This window comes from Acinetobacter legionensis (genome assembly GCF_048551735.1).
GTDB lineage: Bacteria > Pseudomonadota > Gammaproteobacteria > Pseudomonadales > Moraxellaceae > Acinetobacter.
Window position 1 is genome coordinate 1 of the sequence record NZ_JBIMBV010000006.1, and the last position, 19,018, is coordinate 19,018.

Consider the following 19,018-nt stretch of genomic DNA (forward strand, 5'->3'; position numbering starts at 1 on the left):
CGATCCAACCACGGGGAATGATGTTAATGCGATTCAAGATGCAGCAGGCAATGATGCAGCAACGCTGCCAGCGACAGCAGTAGACAATGGTTCGATTGTTATTCCGCCACTTAATGCTGTAAATGATGAATTTGCATTGGATCTAGGTCAGGAAACTCGTATTGATCGTACAGAAGTTGCTGGTTCAGATATCGCAGTGGTTGATATCTTGGGGAATAATGCTACCGGTCTAGATTTTTCAATTCCACAAACAACAGGCAATGCAGGTAAGGGGTCGACTGGTAATATTTCTGTCACGGTTTCGCAACAAGATCTGATTTCGGTCGGTGAGGCTGTTCAGATTGTTATTTATCAGCAAACTACCAATGGACCAGTGGAGGTTGCACGTGGTACGAGTCAAGGTGGTATTGTCACTGTTGGTGGTATTGGAATCATTGGTGTCGTAAATAGCAACGATTCAATTAAGCTTGATTTTACTAATTTACCAGAAGGTAATTATACGGTAGCCGTTCAGGCAGATGATAGTGCTCTAACAACCTTACTCAAAGATGTTGCTATTAGTGATCTTGGTGGTGAAGGGGAAATTCTGGGGGCTTCAAATGCTGCAGCTATCGGGGCAGCAATTACTGCAGTACTCGGCCCGGTTTTGGGTGCTCCAATACTTGCTTTAGTCAATACAATTTTAATCCCTGTTAATACAATTGGCTTACCACTTTCAAGCGTAGTTAACCAGCTACTGGACGTATTACCAATTGGAGTAATTGATTACATTGTTGATGCTGCTGTTGCTCCTCTATTGTCAAACTTGTTAACGATTTATGAAAAAACAAATATCAGTGTAACTGGAACTGAAGAAGTTTTTGCTAACTATGAATTAACAGGTAATGTTTTTGCTGATAATGGCAATGGGCAAGATGTAGTCAGTGGTGGTTCGATTATTGAAATAGATGGTTCTTCTGTTGCATCAGGTACTGTTACGATTCAAGGAGAGTATGGCAGCCTTGAAATTAATACTCTAACAGGAGTCTTTACTTATACTGTGACAGCTGGAGAGGCGGCTTTAGGAAAAACTGAAATATTTGATTATAAACTGTCCAATGGAACAACATCTGATATTGCTCAAATCATTATTAATATTGCAGGAACACCAGCAGATCCTGGAGAGTTGACTCCACCAGATCATGTAGATCAAGTTGTGGCAAATGATGACCTTGCAACTGTTAAAAATTATCATGAATCTGTGGGTGATGATGTTGGTGAACAAGGACGAGCTTCTCAATTATTAGGTGTAAATTTACTCGGACTAAATATCTCTTTAGGTAATACCGTACCATTTAATTTTGAAGTTGAAGAAAACAGCACATCGAGTATTCATGTCAATGTGAGCGGTAGCGTTGTAAGTGCTGCGATAGGTGGACTTATTGGTGCTTTATTAGGAACAGCTGATAAGTTTTTCAATGCTGTACTTGAACGTCAATATGTAGATGAAAACGGCGTTATACAAAAAGAGCACTTCATTGTGGAAGATGCTGTAAAACTAACGCCACCTGGATTGTTGGGCATTATCTTTAATTATTCTGGTCAGATTAATATAGATAATTTACCACCCGGCGTTTATACAATCGCGCTACAAGAGAAACCAACGGATTCTGGTTTATTACAACAAATTTTGAATTTATTGGATTCGACAGCATCTGCCCAGTTATTTGGTGGTGTTGAATTAACCATGCAAGACCAAACCAATAAATATTTGGGTTCAAGTACCATTGAAGGAAATGTAATTTCAAGTGTGGATGGTGCAGATGAAGTAAATACAACAACATTTGTTACTAAAGTGGCCAATGAAGTGGGTGATCCTGCAGTCACATTATCAGGTGCAAACACGGTTGTTGTAGGTGCTTACGGAACACTTTATATTTCTCCAAACGGTCATTATAAATATGTGAGTAATGGTGATGCTGCAGATATTGGCAAGGTAGATACATTTACTTACACGATCAGGGACTTTAATGGCAGTGAAGCAACAGCGAATTTAAATATTCGTATTGATGGTGATAACTCTGGCGTGGTTTGGGATAATGCAAACCCTCAAAATGATATATCTCTTCCAGCTCCAATTATTTTAGACAATGCAGAGCATGTCGCTATTGGTGCTGTAACGAATGTGGTACAAACAGTAAGTGAAGCGAATCAAGGTGCTAGTTTTGCAGTGGCAGGTTCATTAGGTGGTGGTGCTGGTACTTATACTCCGACGACATTTAGTGTGGCGAATACAGACTCTTCTCATGTTGTAGTTAAAGTAAATATCCCAGCACTTTCAGTTTCTCTATTGCCAACGATTGTTCTTACAATCAAAGATCAAAATGGTACAGTTGTTGGGACGATAACCGGTAAGCCTCTTCTCAATGCACTTGGAAGTTCAATAACTGTCGACATGCCTAATTTAGGGCCAGGAACCTATACAATTACAGCATCTGCATCGGGTAATATAGGTTTAGGATTTAATGCTACAGTGAGCTTAGCGCAAGATATTACTCACTATAATGAAATTGGCCCAGTAACCGCAGCTCCAATTATTGGCAACATGTTGACAGACGATACCTATAATCCATCTTATGCTAAATTTAGTATTGATACGGGTAATGGTCAGTTTGTAGAGGTTGGATATAATGGTGTGACAGTGCAAGGTGAGTATGGCAGTCTGTTCGTGAAAAGTGATGGAAGCTATGTTTATACACCAAGTGCGGGAGTAATCGGTCGTCAAGAAGTATTCGATTATAAACTCTCTGTTTTTGGTCAAGATCATACAGCATCTCTTACAGTAACAGTTGATGCACTAACCACTGGTGATGCTCTCCGCAATACACTGATTAGTGGTGAACTGAATGATACCTTTACGGGTAATGGAGGTTCAGATGTGCTTGTATATCATGTATTAGAAAGTGCGAGTGCAAGTGGTGGAAATGGCGTCGATCATTGGACAGACTTCCATTCAGGAAATGTGAACACTGATACGAATGCAGACATCATAGATATTTCTGATTTACTGATTGGTTTTAATAGTGCAAATATCACAACCGATTTAACAGCATCGGCAAACTATCTGAAAAACTATCTTGGAGTAAGAGTTGATGGTAATAATGTCACTCTCACCCTAGATCGTGATGGTGCAGGAACTACGTACACTGGCAAAACCGATTTACTCCAATTGGATAATTTAGCGCAATCAGGTGCTGCATTTAATGGCAAAACTGAAGATGATATCTTGAAACTCTTGCTTCAAAATCATCAGCTTGTTCTATAATTTAGTCAGTAAATTGAAAAACCCTAAGTTCGCTTAGGGTTTTTTATTGTCCCATGTATTTTAAAAGCACGTTATAATGACAATATATTGAGTTTGAATGCTTTATTTTCATTATGGTTTATACACTTGTATCTGAAATGATTTTTGAGGAAGACATTAAAAAGAGTCGATTTCAAGCCATTGCAGCATCTGTTGAAAATGAGCAGCAAGTTAAAATATTTCTGGAAAAACATTTAGATCTAACAACAACACATCAATGCTGGGCATGGAAAATAGGTCATAATGTTCGTTTTAATGACGATGTTGAACCTTCAGGTACAGCAGGCCGACCAATCCTTGCAACCATTGAGGGTAATGATTTAACCAACACAATTGTATTGGTCAATCGCTGGTATGGTGGCATCAAATTAGGTACAGGTGGTTTAGTTCGGGCTTATGGCGGCTGTTCAGGGCAATGTTTGCTTTTGGCTGAGAAAATAGAACTGATTGAAAAGAAGAAAATTTATTTTCAATGCCACTTCAGCGAATGGTCGATTTTTCAGTATGAATTAAATACCCAAGACATTGAGTATAAAGAACAATATACCGCTGATGGTGTTGAAGTTGAAGCATTATTACAAATACATCAAATTGATCCACTTAAGTTAAAAGTTCAAGATGTAACGCGTGGGCGTGAGCAACTTAAATTGTTGGAAGACATTGATGAATGAGCAAGATCCATTACTAAAATATCGTGAACAACATAAGCATCGCTTAAATTATATGCCATGGCTGTATTATTCACTTAAACCGAAAAATCGAGTTTGGGCGGAGCAGTGGCAGCAGCAGTACCAAGCGTATTTGATGGCAATGGAAACTGTTGAAATAGGTAAAAATTGTTTTATTTCACCTTTGGCTCATATTTTTGCTGAGCCTGGTCGGAAAATTCTCATTGGGGATAATACTTTTATTGCAGCGGATTGTACGTTGCATGGGCCGTTAGAGATTGGTAATGAAGTTGCGATCAACCATCATTGTATTTTAGATGGGGGTAAAGTCGGTATTAAATTACATGATCAAGTCCGTATAGCCGCCTATTGTCATCTTTATGCTTTTGATCATGGTATGGATTTGAGTATTCCTGTTTATCAACAAGCTGTGACTTCCCAAGGCATTGAAATTGGTCAAGATGTTTGGTTGGGGGCACACGTTGGTGTAAAAGATGGGGTAAAAATTGCTTCACATGCCATAATTGGAATGAATAGTATGGTCACTAAAAATGTGGCTGAAAGAGAAATTGTGGCTGGAAACCCAGCACGTTTTATTCGTTATCGTGAATGAATGCACAGTTTGTACAAATACATAATTAAATTATGGAATTAATTACATAAAGTTGTCCAAACTTATAAAAACTTGTGCTAATTTAAATAATATAGACCCAAAGCTGTAAAGCTAAAGCGAGGTTAAAATGAACAGAGTAGTGGCTTGTATTGACTCTTCTCCGTGCATCAATGCATTGGCAGAAGCAGCCGCATGGATTGCTCAAAAAACTGGTCGTGAACTGGTTTTATTGCAAGTATTGGATTATTACCCTGCAAGTTATCATTTAGGGGAAATTAGTGGGGTAATTGGCTTCGAAAGTAATGCGATGTTGCTTAAAGAGCTGGCTGAGCTTGAACAAAAGCAAAGTGAATTAGCACTGGATTACAGCAATAATTTACTTAAGCATATTTCAGAAATGATTCAAGAAAAATACAATATCAGACCTATTCAAATTCAAGCCAAAGGTGATTTTCTAGAACAAAGCTTTAATGAGTTGACTGAAGATGATATCGCTGTAATCGGTAGAGTTGGTGAGCGTTCAGCTGAGAAGAATAAAATATTGGGCAGTAATGTTGAAAACTTTATTCGTGGAACGAAAAGTACTGTATTAACTGTTGGGCAAACATTTAAACCACCAACCCGTTTTATTTTTGCTTATGAGCTTTCTGAAACATGTCAAAAAATGCTAAAACGTGTTGAAAAAAGTGATTTACTTAAACTTTTACAATGTCATTTACTTTATGTCGGTGATCATCCTGAAATTCTCAATGAGCCTGCGCAACGTTTAAAAGATGCGGGTCTGGATGTAGTAGTAGAATATCGTTATGGTGATGTTGCTGAAAATATTTTGGATTATCAAAATCAACATCAAATTCAATTGATTGTGCTAGGTGCTTTTAGTCATAGTAAGATTCATCAGTTCTTTTTAGGTAGTGTGACAACCTCAATCTTTAGAAATGCCTCTGTTCCATTGTTAGTCGCAAAATAAGTTTTATCTTAGGAAAAAAAAGCAACTTCACCGTCGATATTAAGTCAAAAGATGGATGAAACAGAAGAAATGGAATGCCACAAATAATGGGATTTGTGGCATTTTTTTTGATTAAAAAATTTAATAAAAATATTGCATTTTGAAATGCAATAGCTTTTTAATGAACTGTGAATTTAACTGGTTGAAAATTAATCGACAATTAAAAATATTTTATTTTCATAGGCTTATTAAATCATTATTGAGTTATCCACAATTCTACAAACAAGTTCAGGGGATAACTCTAAGGAAGATGATCTAAGCTTGAATAGATTTGTTAAAATCATAGCTACAAAAAAGCTGCTATATAAATAGCAGCTTTTAAATTTAGGTTACAATGGTTTATTTCACAATTGCAATGGCAAAACCATCATGTCCTTTGCTGCCAACTGTTTGTAAAGCAGTACATGACAGAATTTTAGGATGGTTTTGCATAGCTTTATACATGTCACGAATCCCTTCAATACTTGGTTTAATATTCGCTGGGTCAAGAATATCACCAGCACGAATCACGTTGTCCAAAACAATGACTGTTCCAGAATGTGAAAGGTTTAAGCTTAGCTCTAAATATTCAGGATAACTTTGTTTATCTGCATCGACAAAAATAAAGTCGAAAGCTTTAGTACTTTCAGGCAAATTCTTTAAAATATCAGCTGCGCGACCACATTTTAATTCAACGGTTTGCTTTAGATTAGCACGATCTATATTTTCTTGACCTAAAGCAGCATGTGTATCACGACCTTCAATCGTTAAAATATAGCCATCTTCAGGTAACGCACGGGCTAACCACATGGTGCTATACGCTGCAAAAGTACCTAATTCTAAAACACGTTTGCACTTGTTCATTTGAATCAACATTTGCAATAACATGCCCTGATTTGCGGCAACAGCAAGGTGGTCTGGAAATCCTTTATCCTCAGTGTTTTTTAATGTTTGTATGAGGATTGGGTCTTCAGGAATTAAATGTGATTCGATATAGGTATCGATGTCTGACCACATTTGTTGCATGTTATACCACCTAATTGGAGTCACTTCGTTTATGTAATTTGCATTTTAATCTTTTAAACGAAGAGTGCAATTTTAATAGAAACTTTTGAGTTAAATTTAATCAACTTGAAAAATAATAAATATATAGAACGATACATTCAGGTTTTATTGTTTTAAAGAAGCCAGATCAACTTCTATAAAACATGGTGATGAAACTGATTTATGCAGCGAAGAATGGGCTAAATCCAATTTTTTTTAATAAACGGCGATACATACTTGAACTGCGATCAGCAGGGAAGTGCGTCTCAATGGATAAATCTAAAGGTAGATATTCTGGTTTTTGTGTCTCAACGATCAAACGGTCTTCTTCAAAGATTTTAAGGTTGTATTCATAAGCATCTTCTATTGGTAAATCTTGATCATAGTTACGACAAATGGGGGCAAATAATCGAGTACTACGTGCTGTCATGGGCGAGGCAGCATTCATAATGACCTGTTTCGCTTGATTGGGGAAATGAATGGTTAATGTTGCGGTAAAAGGCAAATGAATTTCAAAATGGCGTAACCATTGAAAATCCGCTTGTCCTAATTGATCTAGACCAATCGGGTAACGACCTACACTACTGATATAATCAGCACTAAAACCATAGTCTGTTTCTTGCGTAGTGTAATCAGGCACTTCTGTATTTTCTGGGTCACCAAAAGTTTCTGGATGTACCCATGCAAAATGGGCAACATCGATAAAGCCTTCCAATTGTCGACCAGCAAAGCATTTTAAATCGACTTGAGGACAAACCAGTTGTTGGTACGCGGTCTCATCCCAATGCGGCATATTTGGAATATTGGCTATATCCTGTTCTTTTGCTAAAAGTGAACACCAGATTAATCCATAACGTTCAACAGCAGCATAGGTTTTTAGGTGGAAACGGTCCGAAATTTTATGATTGGGATGAGCAGGGATTCGATTACATTTACCATTTTCACCAAAGCGTAAACCATGATAACGGCAAACGATACCTTGACCATCATTTGTTCCGATGCTTAACGGAACACCGCGATGTGGGCAGGCATCTTTGGCAACAATAATTTAAGCACCTATTTTATAAATGACCAATGGCATATCCAGCAACATGGTTCCGAGTGGTTGCTCAGTAATATCTCTTGCTATTGCAATTGGATACCAATATTGGGCTAAGAGTTGCCAGTCATGTTCGGAGAAGCTCATATGAACGGGGAGGTCTGGGTTAAAGCTGTTCAGCGTTTTGCTATTCATATTCAAATCTTTTATGGAATGCTCATTTGAATATAAAACAATGCTGTGTTCTTTGAAATTTCAATTATTATGCGTAATGATGGAAAAAAAGAGAACACATGATTGACTACTAAGTATGATAAGCGGTGGATTTCCATATATAGGCTTAGCTGTAATAATCTTTTAACATTTTTCCAAAATTTAATAAAAAAGAACTGAGTACAATAAGTGCGATGGAGAAACTGCTGCAAAAGAAAATAATTTTTTGATAATTTAACCTGCAACTATTCATTAAAGGCAAATAGTAGACTTGATACATTGAGCGTAAGGTTTGCATGGTTAATATAAATAAACTGATGAAGCTAAAACTAATAACAATATTTTGGATCAGATTGTATTGACTAATTTGTGCCAATAAAAAGTAAATGATCCAACAGCTCATATAGATAATGAATGTAATCATGCTAGCTGAGGCTACCATTTTTAGAAAAGTTTCATGCCATTCTTTACGATTTAATCTCATTATTTAAATTGCTCTTTTTTATTTATTTTAAAGGTTTTTAGATGAGTAAATAAGGTTGATACGACGTATATTGTCGCTTTAAGTATGTAAACGTTAATACAGTTTTTGTGACATACACATGAAATATTACAATTTGAATTGTAATATCCTCAAATTTAAAAAATAGCACACAGTTGATTACATATTGAATTTAAAAGATTTTTAATAAAATCAAATGTGAATTATCAAATATCATAAAAGCGTCATAAAGCTGTAACTTATTTGTCATATTTTAAAATCAAAATGCAATTATCCGAAAAGTACTACACAACAAGAAGTGGTGTACTTCAAAATTGCAGTTTATTTAAGAGAGAAAAGAATGCGCATTAATCACATCGCACTTGCATTAGCAGTTTCAGGGGCAGCAGTATCAGCAAATGCTCGTGATACCATCCAAATCGCTGGTTCTTCTACTGTACTTCCTTATGCGAGTATTGTTGCTGAAGAATTTGGTAACACTTTCCCTCAATTTAAGGCACCTGTAGTTGGCTCAGGCGGTAGTTCTGCTGGTCTTAAACAGTTCTGTTCAGGTGTAGGCGATAACACAATTGATATCGCAAATGCTTCACGTAAAATTAAAGATACTGAAATCGCAGCGTGTAAAAAAGCTGGCGTAAACAAAGTCCAAGAAATAAAAATCGGTTATGACGGTATCGTTTTTGCTTCAAATGCAAGTAAAGCAGCTTATAAATTACGTCCACAACACGTATTTGCAGCCCTAGCAGCTGAATTACCATCAAATGGTAAATTGGTACCAAACCCATATACACGTTGGAACCAAATTGATAAATCGCTTCCAAATGAGCCAATTACTTTAGTTGTTCCAGCTTCTAACCACGGTACACGTGAAGTGTTCCAAGAGAAAATGGTTGAAGCGGGTTGCGAAACTTACGATTACTTCAAAAAGTTAGACAAAGATGCACAGAAAAAAGCATGTTCTAACTTCCGTAAAGACGGTAAAGTAATTGAAATTGCTGGTGATTATACTGAAACTCTAGCACGTTTAAAAACATCTCCAAGTGCGGTAGGTGTATTTGGCTTAGGTTTCTATGACCAAAACAAAGATAAATTACGTGTTGCGACAGTGAACAACGTTGTTCCTTCTGAGCAAACTGTTTTAAATGGTACTTACCCTGTATCTCGTCCTTTATACTTCTATGTAAAAGGTGAACACTTACAGTCAATCAAAGGCTTAAAAGAATATACTGAATACTTCCTTAACAAGAAGGTATCTGGTAAAGGTTCTAAGTTAGACAAAGCTGGTTTGATTTCATTGTCAGATGCTGAACGTGCAAAAGTATTAGCTGGTTTTAAAGCTGGTAAATAATAAAACCGCAATAATGGAGCTGATGGTGGGTGACTACCATCGGCTTTCCTTGCTAAGTAGAGTTTTTTCAAAGCATTGAAATTGAAAAAACGGTGGAGAATACATGAATCTGCTACTCATTGGCGTGTTATTGGCTTTAATCGCTATCGCATATCAAATCGGGCTACGAAAAAGCCGAAGCCTAGCAGGTAAGGGAAATAACACTGCAATTTTACATTCGCGTCCTGGCTACTATGGCTCTTTGGTGGCGTTGTGGTGTGGAATCCCAGCTTTTTTAATTTTGATTGTTTGGAATTTGGTAGAACCAAGTGTTTTACAACATCTAATTTTAAAAAATGTTCCAGCAACTGTTGCTTCATCGCTAGATACAGCTGGGGTAGATGTACTGGTAGATCGTATTAAAGCAATTGCCTCTGGCTTTGGTGTGACAGATACGCCAGCAGCTTATGAGGTTGCAGCTGCAGAACAACTCTCAAAATTTGAAAGAATTGGCTCGTTTGCAAAGTTTGCTGTGGTAACGTGTGCTGCGATCCTTGGATTGATTTGGGCAAGAAAAAGAATTAGTCAACAATTTCGTGCACGTAACGAAGTTGAAAAAACTATTAATGTTGTTTTGATCCTCTGTTCTGGTGTCGCGATTCTCACAACTGTGGGTATTGTGATGTCGATGTTCAGTGAAGCGATGCACTTTTTCCAGTTTGTAAGTCCAATCGACTTCTTCTTTGGTACAGAGTGGAATCCTGGGTTTAGTACTTCAGGAAATGCCGAAGGAAGTTATGGTTTGCTACCATTACTCTGGGGAACACTCATGGTCAGTGGTATTGCACTACTGGTTGCTGTTCCACTGGGTCTAATGATTGCAATTTATCTTGCTGAATATGCTTCACCTCGATTCCGTTCATGGGCAAAGCCAACAATTGAAGTTTTAGCGGGTATTCCAACCATTGTTTATGGTGTTTTTGCCATGATGGTGCTTGGTCCAATCTTCAAATCAATTGGTGATTCTATTGGCGTTGAAGTTAATGCGACTAGCGCACTAACAGCGGGTTTTGCAATGGGGATTATGATTATCCCATTTGTATCTTCTTTATCAGATGACATTATTACTCAAGTGCCGCGAGCTTTGCGTGATGGTTCTTTAGGTTTAGGTGCAACCAAATCTGAAACTATTCGCCAAGTGGTTCTCCCAGCTGCCTTACCAGGTATTACTGGTGCATTCTTACTCGCAGTATCTCGTGCGGTAGGTGAAACCATGATTGTAGTACTCGCTGCTGGTAATAGTCCATTGTTACATATCAATCCACTTGAAGCTGTTTCCACAGTAACAGTAACGATTGTAAAACAATTAACAGGTGATACAGACTTTGCAAGTCCGCAGGCATTAGTTGCATTTGCACTGGGTTTAACTTTATTTACCATTACATTGTGTTTAAACATTGTCGCACTTTATATTGTGCGTAAATATCGTGAGCAATACGAATGAGTACATCAAATACATCTCCTGTGGATCAAAATGTATTTGATCCTCAAGCCGCTGCTGAGTTGCGAGAAAAACGTAAAGCTAAAATTGCTAGCTCATTGTCAAAACGCCATCGTAAAGAAAAGACCTTCCGTATTGCTGGCTTTTCAGCAGTGATTACTGGCTTGGCATTTGTAGCAATCTTATTTGGAAGTATTTTATACAAAGGGTTGCCAGCATTTTGGCAAGCAAGCATGACTGTACCTGTATATTTTGATCCCGCTATGATTGATGCAGGACCAAAACCAACGCAAAAAGTAGGGGAGTCTCCTGCTGTTTTTCAAGAGCGTTATGTAGACTGGCAAACTAAAATGGGTATGGTTGATTGGGATGCCTTGATTGTAAATGCAATCATTGCAAAAGATCCTACACTTGAAAGCCGTCGAGATGATCTTTCGGGTGTTTACACCAGCTCAGAAGCTTATCGTATCCGTGATATGGTCTTCAAAGATCCTGCATTGATTGGTAAAACAGTCGAACTCAACTTCCTTGCTGATGCTAATATTGATGTTTGGTTAGCAGGTCATATCGATCGTTCATTACCTGATGAGCAACAACAACTTAGCCCAGAAGTACGTCAACTTTCAGATGATTTGGCCGCAAAAGGGATTATTAACCGAACTTTTAACACACAAATGTTCACTAACCCTGATTCACGAAGTTCACCTGCAACAGCAGGTTTAGCAGGTGCATTTATGGGTTCATTGTTCATGATGTTAATTGTGATTGCGATTTCTATTCCATTGGGCGTGGCAAGTGCGATCTATCTCGAAGAGTTTGCACCAAAAAACTTTATCACAGACATTATTGAGGTAAACATCAATAACCTTGCAGCGGTTCCATCGATTGTATTTGGATTATTGGGCGCTGCCATTTTTATTGGTTGGATGCATTTGCCTATATCCGCACCTTTGGTCGGTGGTTTGGTATTAAGTTTAATGACCTTGCCTACAGTAATTATCACCACTCGTGCATCACTGAAAGCAGTACCTCCATCAATTCGTCAAGCGGCGTTAGGTATAGGTGCTTCTCGTTTACAAACAGTATTCCACCATGTATTGCCTTTGGCTCTGCCAGGGATTATGACAGGTGCGATTATTGGTATTGCTCATGCATTGGGTGAAACAGCACCATTACTCTTAATTGGTATGAGTGCTTTCGTTGCAAATATTCCAGTATCTCCATTAGACCAATCTACGGCTTTACCTGTTCAAGTTTACTTATGGCAAGGTAATGAATTACGTAACTTCTTCGAAGGGCGTACGGCTGCAGCCATCATTGTGTTATTGGCACTCATGGTCGGTCTAAACAGCTTTGCAATTTGGTTACGTAAGAAATTTGAAGTTCGCTGGTAAAAGAGGGCAGAATAGAGATGAATACTGTAGAAACTAAAAATTCCTTAAGACAGGATACAACCGTGAATTCTGAACATTCTCAATTTACATCGACTGACAGTAAGCAAAAGCAAGCAAGCACTTCTTTTGTATCCCAGTTTGAGTCTTCGACGCCGAAGAAAGAAAAAAATACAACTGTGAAAATTAGTGCTGAAGATGTGCATGTTTACTATGGTGAAGCTGAAGCGATTAAGGGTATTGATCTTCAAGTTTATGAAAATGAAGTGATTGCATTTATTGGTCCATCAGGTTGTGGTAAATCAACATTTTTACGCACCTTAAACCGTATGAATGATACGATTGATACTTGTCGTGTAACAGGTAAAGTGCGTTTAGATAATCAAGATATTTATGATCCAAATCTAGATGTTGTATTGCTTCGTGCTCAAGTCGGAATGGTATTTCAAAAACCAAACCCGTTTCCTAAATCAATTTTTGATAATGTTGCTTATGGGCCTAAACTACATGGTTTAGCCAAAGATAAGTATGATTTAGAAGAGATTGTTGAAAATAGTTTGCGTAAAGCAGGTTTGTGGGATGAAGTTAAAGATCGTTTAAGTCAGCCAGGCACAGGTCTTTCTGGTGGTCAGCAACAACGTTTGTGTATTGCGCGAACAATTGCTGTAAGCCCAGACGTGATTTTAATGGATGAACCATGTTCTGCACTTGATCCGATTGCGACAGCAAAAGTTGAGGAGTTAATCTCTGAGCTTTCTGCACAATATACAATCGCAATTGTAACCCACTCCATGCAACAAGCAGCACGTGTCTCTGACCGTACAGCCTACTTTCATTTAGGAGACTTAATCGAAGTTAACTCTACAGAGAAAGTCTTTACTCAACCAGATCACCAATTGACTGAAGCTTATATTACTGGTCGTTTTGGTTAAGTCGAGCACTGATTAAGTCCAGTTTAGTTGAGAAATTAAAGAGCCGTAAGGCTCTTTTTATATAGATAAAGCATATAAAAATTTGAGACAATGAATTAAATTTATGAGAATGGTAGATAAAAAAAATTAAAAACCTAAGCTGCCAAATAATAAATTGATTGTCTAAATCTTTTCTTTGTTGGGTGCTGAAATAGGGATGTAATGCAGTTTTAGTTAAGTCTAGTATTTTTTAATAAAACCAATTTAATAAGAATGGGTAAGGCTAAATAATTTAAGAGGTAGGAATAGATGAGCTATGCGTTCATATTTCAATATAAGTGCCATGAAATAAATGCTTAATTATTTGAGCTTATAAGAGCGGGAAATTAGACAAAGGCTTTTTTAAGACATACATCATTTTAAGCTTTGTGTATTAAACATATTTTTCAGTTAGGGCTTTATTTTATATGCGAATAGCAGTTGATTGTTATTTGTAATTTTCTGAGCTATTCATAGTTGCTTTATATAAAAAAGGAGCTCAAAAGCTCCTTCTTATTACCAAGATTGCTTATAGTATGTTTTTAATCGATTGGATCTTCACGATGTTGTTCAACTGCTTTAGCGTCATAGTGTGCTTTACTCGGATGAGCGAATGCAGTAGCCAGTTTGTCTTTGTCTAAAGCATTGTCCCAACGTGCCACAACAATCGTTGCACACGCATTACCGACTAAATTGGTCAGTGCACGGCATTCAGACATAAAGCGGTCAATACCTAGAATCAAAGCCATACCTGCAACAGGAACTGCTGGAACAACAGATAATGTGGCTGCTAAGGTAATAAATCCAGCACCTGTAACACCAGCAGCGCCTTTAGAGCTTAGCATTGCAACGAGCAATAATAAGATTTGGTCTTGAATACTCAAATCGATATTGCAGGCTTGTGCAATAAAGAGCGCCGCCATCGTCATATAGATGTTGGTACCATCTAGGTTAAATGAATAACCAGTAGGAATAACCAAGCCGACTACAGATTTTTCGCAGCCTGCTTTTTCCATTTTACGCATCAATGATGGAAGTGCGGCTTCAGATGAACTGGTCCCTAAAACTAACCATAATTCATCTTTGATATAGCGAATTAGATCTGTAATTCTAAATCCATTGTAGCGCGCCACTGCACCCAAAATAACCAAAATAAAGAGTAAGGCAGTGATATAGAACGTCATAATTAAAAGTAAAAGATTTCCAATACTTTCAATACCATACTTACCAATTGTAAATGCCATTGCACCAAAAGCACCAATCGGAGCAAATTTCATCAGCATTCCAACTAAATGGAATACAGGTGCTGTAAGGTTATTTAAGAAATCTACAATCGGTTGACCTTTTTCGCCTACCGCAGCTAAGGATAAACCAAATAATACGGCAACAAATAGAACTTGTAGAATATCACCACTGGTTAATGGGCTAACGATGGTTGTTGGAAGAATATTCAGCAAGAAGTCGACAATCGAAGCGTCATGTGCTTTTTCAGCGTACTCAACAACTTTCTCTGATTTTAATGATGTAGGGTCAATATTTAAACCTTGTCCTGGTTTAATAATATTGGCAACAATCATCCCGACGATTAATGCGAGTGTTGAGAATGTTAGGAAATAAAGCATCGCTTTACCGGTTACTCGTCCTACAGTTCCCATATGTTTCATGCCTGATATTCCAGTGACAACCGTCAAGAAAATAACAGGTGCAATAATCATTTTAACCAGTTTAATAAATGCATCACCTAATGGTTTTAAACTTGCACCAATATCTGGCCAAAAGTGTCCAAGAAGGATACCAAGTACAATGGCAAAAATAACCTGAACATAGAGGATTTGATAAAACTTTTGTTTTTTAGGGGGTAGGTGTTCATCGTGTGAGGAGATATCCATACTCAATCCTTATCCTTGATGTTGATAAAATTAAACATTTTTTAAAGAAATGACACGCAAATGTTCATAAATTTTAAAAATGTAATTATTCTTTTTAACGTGTTGATTTTAAATAGTTTAATCAAAATAACAAATATGTTATTTAGATAAAAAGAGCTGCTAAATGAGCTAATATAAATTCTAAAAATGTGTGATATATGTTTATTTGTATTATTCGTTTGATATAAACATGTCTATGTTTTTTTATGTGAATTTGTCATAAGAAAAGCCAGCAAAAGTTCTACTAAGTGGCATTTGGCTTATTTTCAAGATAAAGTCGCTGAATATAATGAAATCATCAAAGCTTAACTTAGATGTAAAAACTATTAATAAAATCTTAATTTATTCACGATGTGCATCTTTACTCGAATTTTAATGCGTTTTAAAGTATAAAAAAAAGCTATATTATTCATAACTTAAATTTGGTTATTGTATTTTCAAAAGTCTTAATAAGACCTACTTTTATACTTTATATAGCCTAAGTGAGTTTAGCTTTGTCGAATTTTTCAAAAAGTGTATTGAAATTTACCTGATCCGTCCGCATCTTATTAGAAAAGCATTTCCTCAAATATTCGAGATTATAAATTCTATGTTATTCCATTTACCTAAAGTACCCGCAGAACTTCGCATTAGTCATTTAAATGCTCGAATTAATGAGCAAAGAAAAAGAATTGCTCAGTCTACTGCATCGAAATTGGAACTGTTTCAACTGACTCAACAGTTTGTAAAAGAAGCTCGTATACGTAAAAAGAATAATCAAAAAATCTATGTATTGGATTTTAAAGGAGATGTACAAGCTTCAGCGGTTGAGAATTTACGAGAAGAAATTACCTTAATTCTTGCGACAGCAAAAGCAGGGCGTGATCGTGTCATCGTACGTTTAGAAAGCCCAGGTGGTATGGTGCATGGTTATGGTCTTGCAGCTGCACAATTAGTTCGTTTACGTGATGCAGGCTTTAATCTGACGATTTGTGTGGATAAAGTAGCTGCGAGTGGCGGTTATATGATGGCATGTATCGCAAGTGAAATCGTCTCTGCACCTTTTGCTGTGGTTGGTTCGATTGGTGTTGTTGCTCAAGTGCCCAATTTTAATAGACTGTTGAAAGAGCATCATGTTGATTTTGAGCTATATACTGCTGGTCAGTTTAAACGTACTGTGACGATGTTTGGTGAAAACACTCCAGAAGGTAAAGCAAAATTTGAAGAAGAGTTACAACAAACACATCAATTATTTAAGCATTTTGTTGAAAAATATCGCCCACAACTCAATGTGGAAAAAGTTGCTACAGGTGAACATTGGTATGGTGAAGATGCGCGTAATTTAAATTTAGTGGATAAATTGCAAACTTCAGATGAATATTTGCTGAGCTTACTGCCACAACATGATGTATATGTGATTCAAACACGTCGTAAGCCAACACTTGGCGAGAAGTTAGGTTTGCAGGCTGCACAAATGGCAGATGCCTTAATTCCATCTGTCGTGAATAAATTGATGAGTGAGATCACCAAGCTAAATTCTTCTTTACCGATGTTTAAAGACGATAAATTCTAAGTTTTAATTGTTTATTGACAACCTAAAGAGTAATTGGTGAAAGCTGATTACTCTTTTTTTATAGAAAAGTCTTTTCTTTATTCGCAAAAATGCTCAGAAAAAATGACCTCATGTGGTCATGACAAGTCCGTAAAAAATGATTAGCATGCTAGGGATCATAAAATCAAAAACTCAGATTGAAAGGAATACAAGACATGTTGGCATATGATGCAGATTTAGAACTTTTTCGTGATAACTTTAAACGTTTTATGAGTGAACACGTTGCTCCATTTTATGAGCAATGGGAAAAAGAAGGTTTAATGCCACGTTCAGTATGGTCATTATTGGGTGAAAATGGCTATCTTTGTGTGGATGTGCCTGAAGCGTATGGTGGTTACGGCGTTCCAACTGAATATTCATTGATGTTAGTTGAAGAGTCTGCACGTGCAGGTTATGGTGCCTTGTCTACCGCAATTTCATGTCATTCAGAAATAGCAGCTCCTTATATTTTGCATATTGCCAACGAAGAACAAAAACAATACTGGTTACCGAAAATGGTGTCAGGTGAAGTGGTGGGCGCAATAGGGATGACGGAACCGGGCGCGGGTTCAGACTTACAAGGGATGCGTAGTAGTGCAATTTTAAATGGTGACCATTATATTTTGAATGGTTCTAAAACGTTTATTTCAAATGGTCAGCATGCAGATTTAGTGGTATTGGCAGCAAAAACTGATCCACAAGCGCGTGCAAAAGGTGTGTCACTTTTATTGGTTGATACACATCTAGATGGATTTAAAAAGGGCACCAACCTCGATAAAATTGGTTTGCATTCGCAAGATACCTCAGAACTGTTCTTTGATAATGTTAAAGTTCCAGCAAATCAATTGTTAGGTAGCGCAGGTCAAGGTTTTGCCTATTTGATGCAAGAGTTACCTCGTGAACGTACTGCAATTGCAGCAACAGCACTTGGTGCAATTCGTGGCGCAATCGATATTACCACTCAGTATGTACAGGAACGTCAAGCATTTGGTCAGAAAATTGGCAGCTTCCAAAATACGCGTTTTGTTTTGGCTCAAGCAAAAATTGATGAGTTGGCAACAGCAGCATTCTATAACCAAAATTTAGCTTTATATAAACAAAGTAAATTGGATGTTGAAACAGCAGCGGCTTTAAAAAGTTTTAGTACTGATATGCAGATGAAAATCATCGATAGCTTGTTACAACTGTTTGGTGGTTATGGCTATATGACGGAATATCCAATTTCTCGTTTCTTTGTAGATGCACGTATTCAGCGTATTTATGGTGGAACAAATGAAATCATGAAAGAAATCGTGGCGCGTGGCATCATTGGTCGATAATGCATAAATAAATAGCAACGATAAAGTATTCAAATAAAAAACCTTCTTTATTTAAAGAAGGTTTTTTATTATCAAGGTTTAGGGATTAAGCACTTAATACATTTAAACATTCATTGATAAAGATAGGTAACTCAAAAGTTGAACGTGAAGAAATATATAAATTGTTGTCGTTTACCACTTCGCGATCAAAAACCACAGCGCCAGCTTCTTTAAGTTCTTTGAGGATATCTTCAATTGAGGTTAAGCGCCGTCCAATGGCAATTTGTGCATCGATAAGCAAATGGCTACTGTAACAACATAAAAAAATAGGTTTTTGCGCATTGGCAAAATTACGTAAAAAATCAATAAAGCGTTCATCTTCTTTAAGATGATAAGGGGAATAGCCACCCGGAATCATCAGCGCATCAAAATCCCGAACAGAGATTTCATCAATGCCTAAATCTATACTGACCGAAGATTTTCTTTGTTTGCTATACACAATATTCCCCGCAGACTTTTCAATATTGCGCACAGAATGGCTTGCAGCTCGAAAAGCTTCAACGGGATGATGATATTCCGCATCTTCGAAATCATGGGTAATGAGAACAGCGATTTTTTTATTCATATTCTATGACTCGAAATG

At 37.1% G+C, this 19,018-nt stretch carries 13 protein-coding genes and 1 pseudogene; 10 read left to right on the plus strand and 4 right to left on the minus strand.

Annotated features, from left to right (window positions below; genetic code table 11):
• The 4 genes from ACG9ZL_RS06695 to ACG9ZL_RS06710 all read left to right on the plus strand — a co-directional run.
• A partial coding sequence (locus ACG9ZL_RS06695) for a BapA/Bap/LapF family large adhesin (protein WP_419359512.1) occupies positions 1–3,304 on the plus strand: 3,304 nt, incomplete at its 5' end.
• Positions 3,305–3,417: 113 nt separating this feature from the next.
• A complete protein-coding gene (locus ACG9ZL_RS06700) occupies positions 3,418–4,014 on the plus strand; it encodes an IMPACT family protein (RefSeq protein WP_419359513.1) in 597 nt (198 codons plus the stop codon).
• Positions 4,007–4,624 (plus strand): acyltransferase, encoded by a 618-nt coding sequence (locus ACG9ZL_RS06705; RefSeq protein WP_336954403.1) that lies wholly within the window; start codon positions 4,007–4,009, stop codon positions 4,622–4,624. The genes ACG9ZL_RS06700 and ACG9ZL_RS06705 overlap by 8 nt, the downstream gene beginning before the upstream one ends.
• Before the next feature lie 127 nt (positions 4,625–4,751).
• Positions 4,752–5,594, plus strand: coding sequence for a universal stress protein (locus tag ACG9ZL_RS06710; RefSeq protein WP_336954404.1), 843 nt, complete (start codon positions 4,752–4,754; stop codon positions 5,592–5,594).
• A gap of 378 nt (positions 5,595–5,972) precedes the next feature.
• Here the strand turns inward: ACG9ZL_RS06710 and ACG9ZL_RS06715 are convergent, their stop codons facing one another.
• A complete protein-coding gene (locus ACG9ZL_RS06715) occupies positions 5,973–6,638 on the minus strand; it encodes an O-methyltransferase (RefSeq protein WP_336954405.1) in 666 nt (221 codons plus the stop codon).
• Between the two features lie 199 nt (positions 6,639–6,837).
• Positions 6,838–7,890: pseudogene (locus ACG9ZL_RS06720) on the minus strand (Rieske 2Fe-2S domain-containing protein).
• A gap of 860 nt (positions 7,891–8,750) precedes the next feature.
• Here ACG9ZL_RS06720 and ACG9ZL_RS06725 point away from each other — a divergent pair.
• The 4 genes from ACG9ZL_RS06725 to pstB all read left to right on the plus strand — a co-directional run bounded on the left by ACG9ZL_RS06725 (position 8,751) and on the right by pstB (position 13,561).
• Positions 8,751–9,758 carry a substrate-binding domain-containing protein gene (locus ACG9ZL_RS06725; protein WP_419359514.1) on the plus strand — a complete coding sequence of 336 codons (1,008 nt, stop codon included), beginning with the start codon at positions 8,751–8,753 and terminating at the stop codon, positions 9,756–9,758.
• 103 nt (positions 9,759–9,861) lie between these two features.
• Positions 9,862–11,241 (plus strand): phosphate ABC transporter permease subunit PstC, encoded by a 1,380-nt coding sequence (gene pstC, locus ACG9ZL_RS06730; RefSeq protein ID WP_336954407.1) that lies wholly within the window; start codon positions 9,862–9,864, stop codon positions 11,239–11,241.
• Positions 11,238–12,632 (plus strand): phosphate ABC transporter permease PstA, encoded by a 1,395-nt coding sequence (pstA, locus tag ACG9ZL_RS06735; RefSeq protein WP_419327736.1) that lies wholly within the window; start codon positions 11,238–11,240, stop codon positions 12,630–12,632. Before pstC ends, pstA begins: the two co-directional genes overlap by 4 nt.
• Before the next feature lie 17 nt (positions 12,633–12,649).
• Entirely contained in the window at positions 12,650–13,561 is a 912-nt protein-coding gene (gene pstB / locus ACG9ZL_RS06740) for a phosphate ABC transporter ATP-binding protein PstB (protein ID WP_419359515.1), read from the plus strand.
• A 560-nt stretch (positions 13,562–14,121) separates the two neighbouring features.
• Here pstB and ACG9ZL_RS06745 read toward each other — a convergent pair.
• The gene (locus ACG9ZL_RS06745; protein WP_419301466.1) at positions 14,122–15,468 is read right to left on the minus strand and encodes a dicarboxylate/amino acid:cation symporter; all 1,347 of its coding nucleotides are present in this window, start codon (positions 15,466–15,468) and stop codon (positions 14,122–14,124) included.
• A gap of 619 nt (positions 15,469–16,087) precedes the next feature.
• Between ACG9ZL_RS06745 and sohB the strand changes: the two genes are divergently transcribed.
• Entirely contained in the window at positions 16,088–17,059 is a 972-nt protein-coding gene (gene sohB, locus ACG9ZL_RS06750; protein ID WP_336954479.1) for a protease SohB, read from the plus strand.
• 194 nt (positions 17,060–17,253) lie between these two features.
• Positions 17,254–18,396 (plus strand): acyl-CoA dehydrogenase family protein, encoded by a 1,143-nt coding sequence (locus ACG9ZL_RS06755; RefSeq protein WP_224963824.1) that lies wholly within the window; start codon positions 17,254–17,256, stop codon positions 18,394–18,396.
• 85 nt (positions 18,397–18,481) lie between these two features.
• On the opposite strand, the gene ACG9ZL_RS06760 is transcribed toward ACG9ZL_RS06755, so the two are convergent.
• The gene (locus tag ACG9ZL_RS06760; RefSeq protein ID WP_336954410.1) at positions 18,482–19,000 is read right to left on the minus strand and encodes a DJ-1/PfpI/YhbO family deglycase/protease; all 519 of its coding nucleotides are present in this window, start codon (positions 18,998–19,000) and stop codon (positions 18,482–18,484) included.
• Positions 19,001–19,018 lie beyond the last annotated feature (18 nt).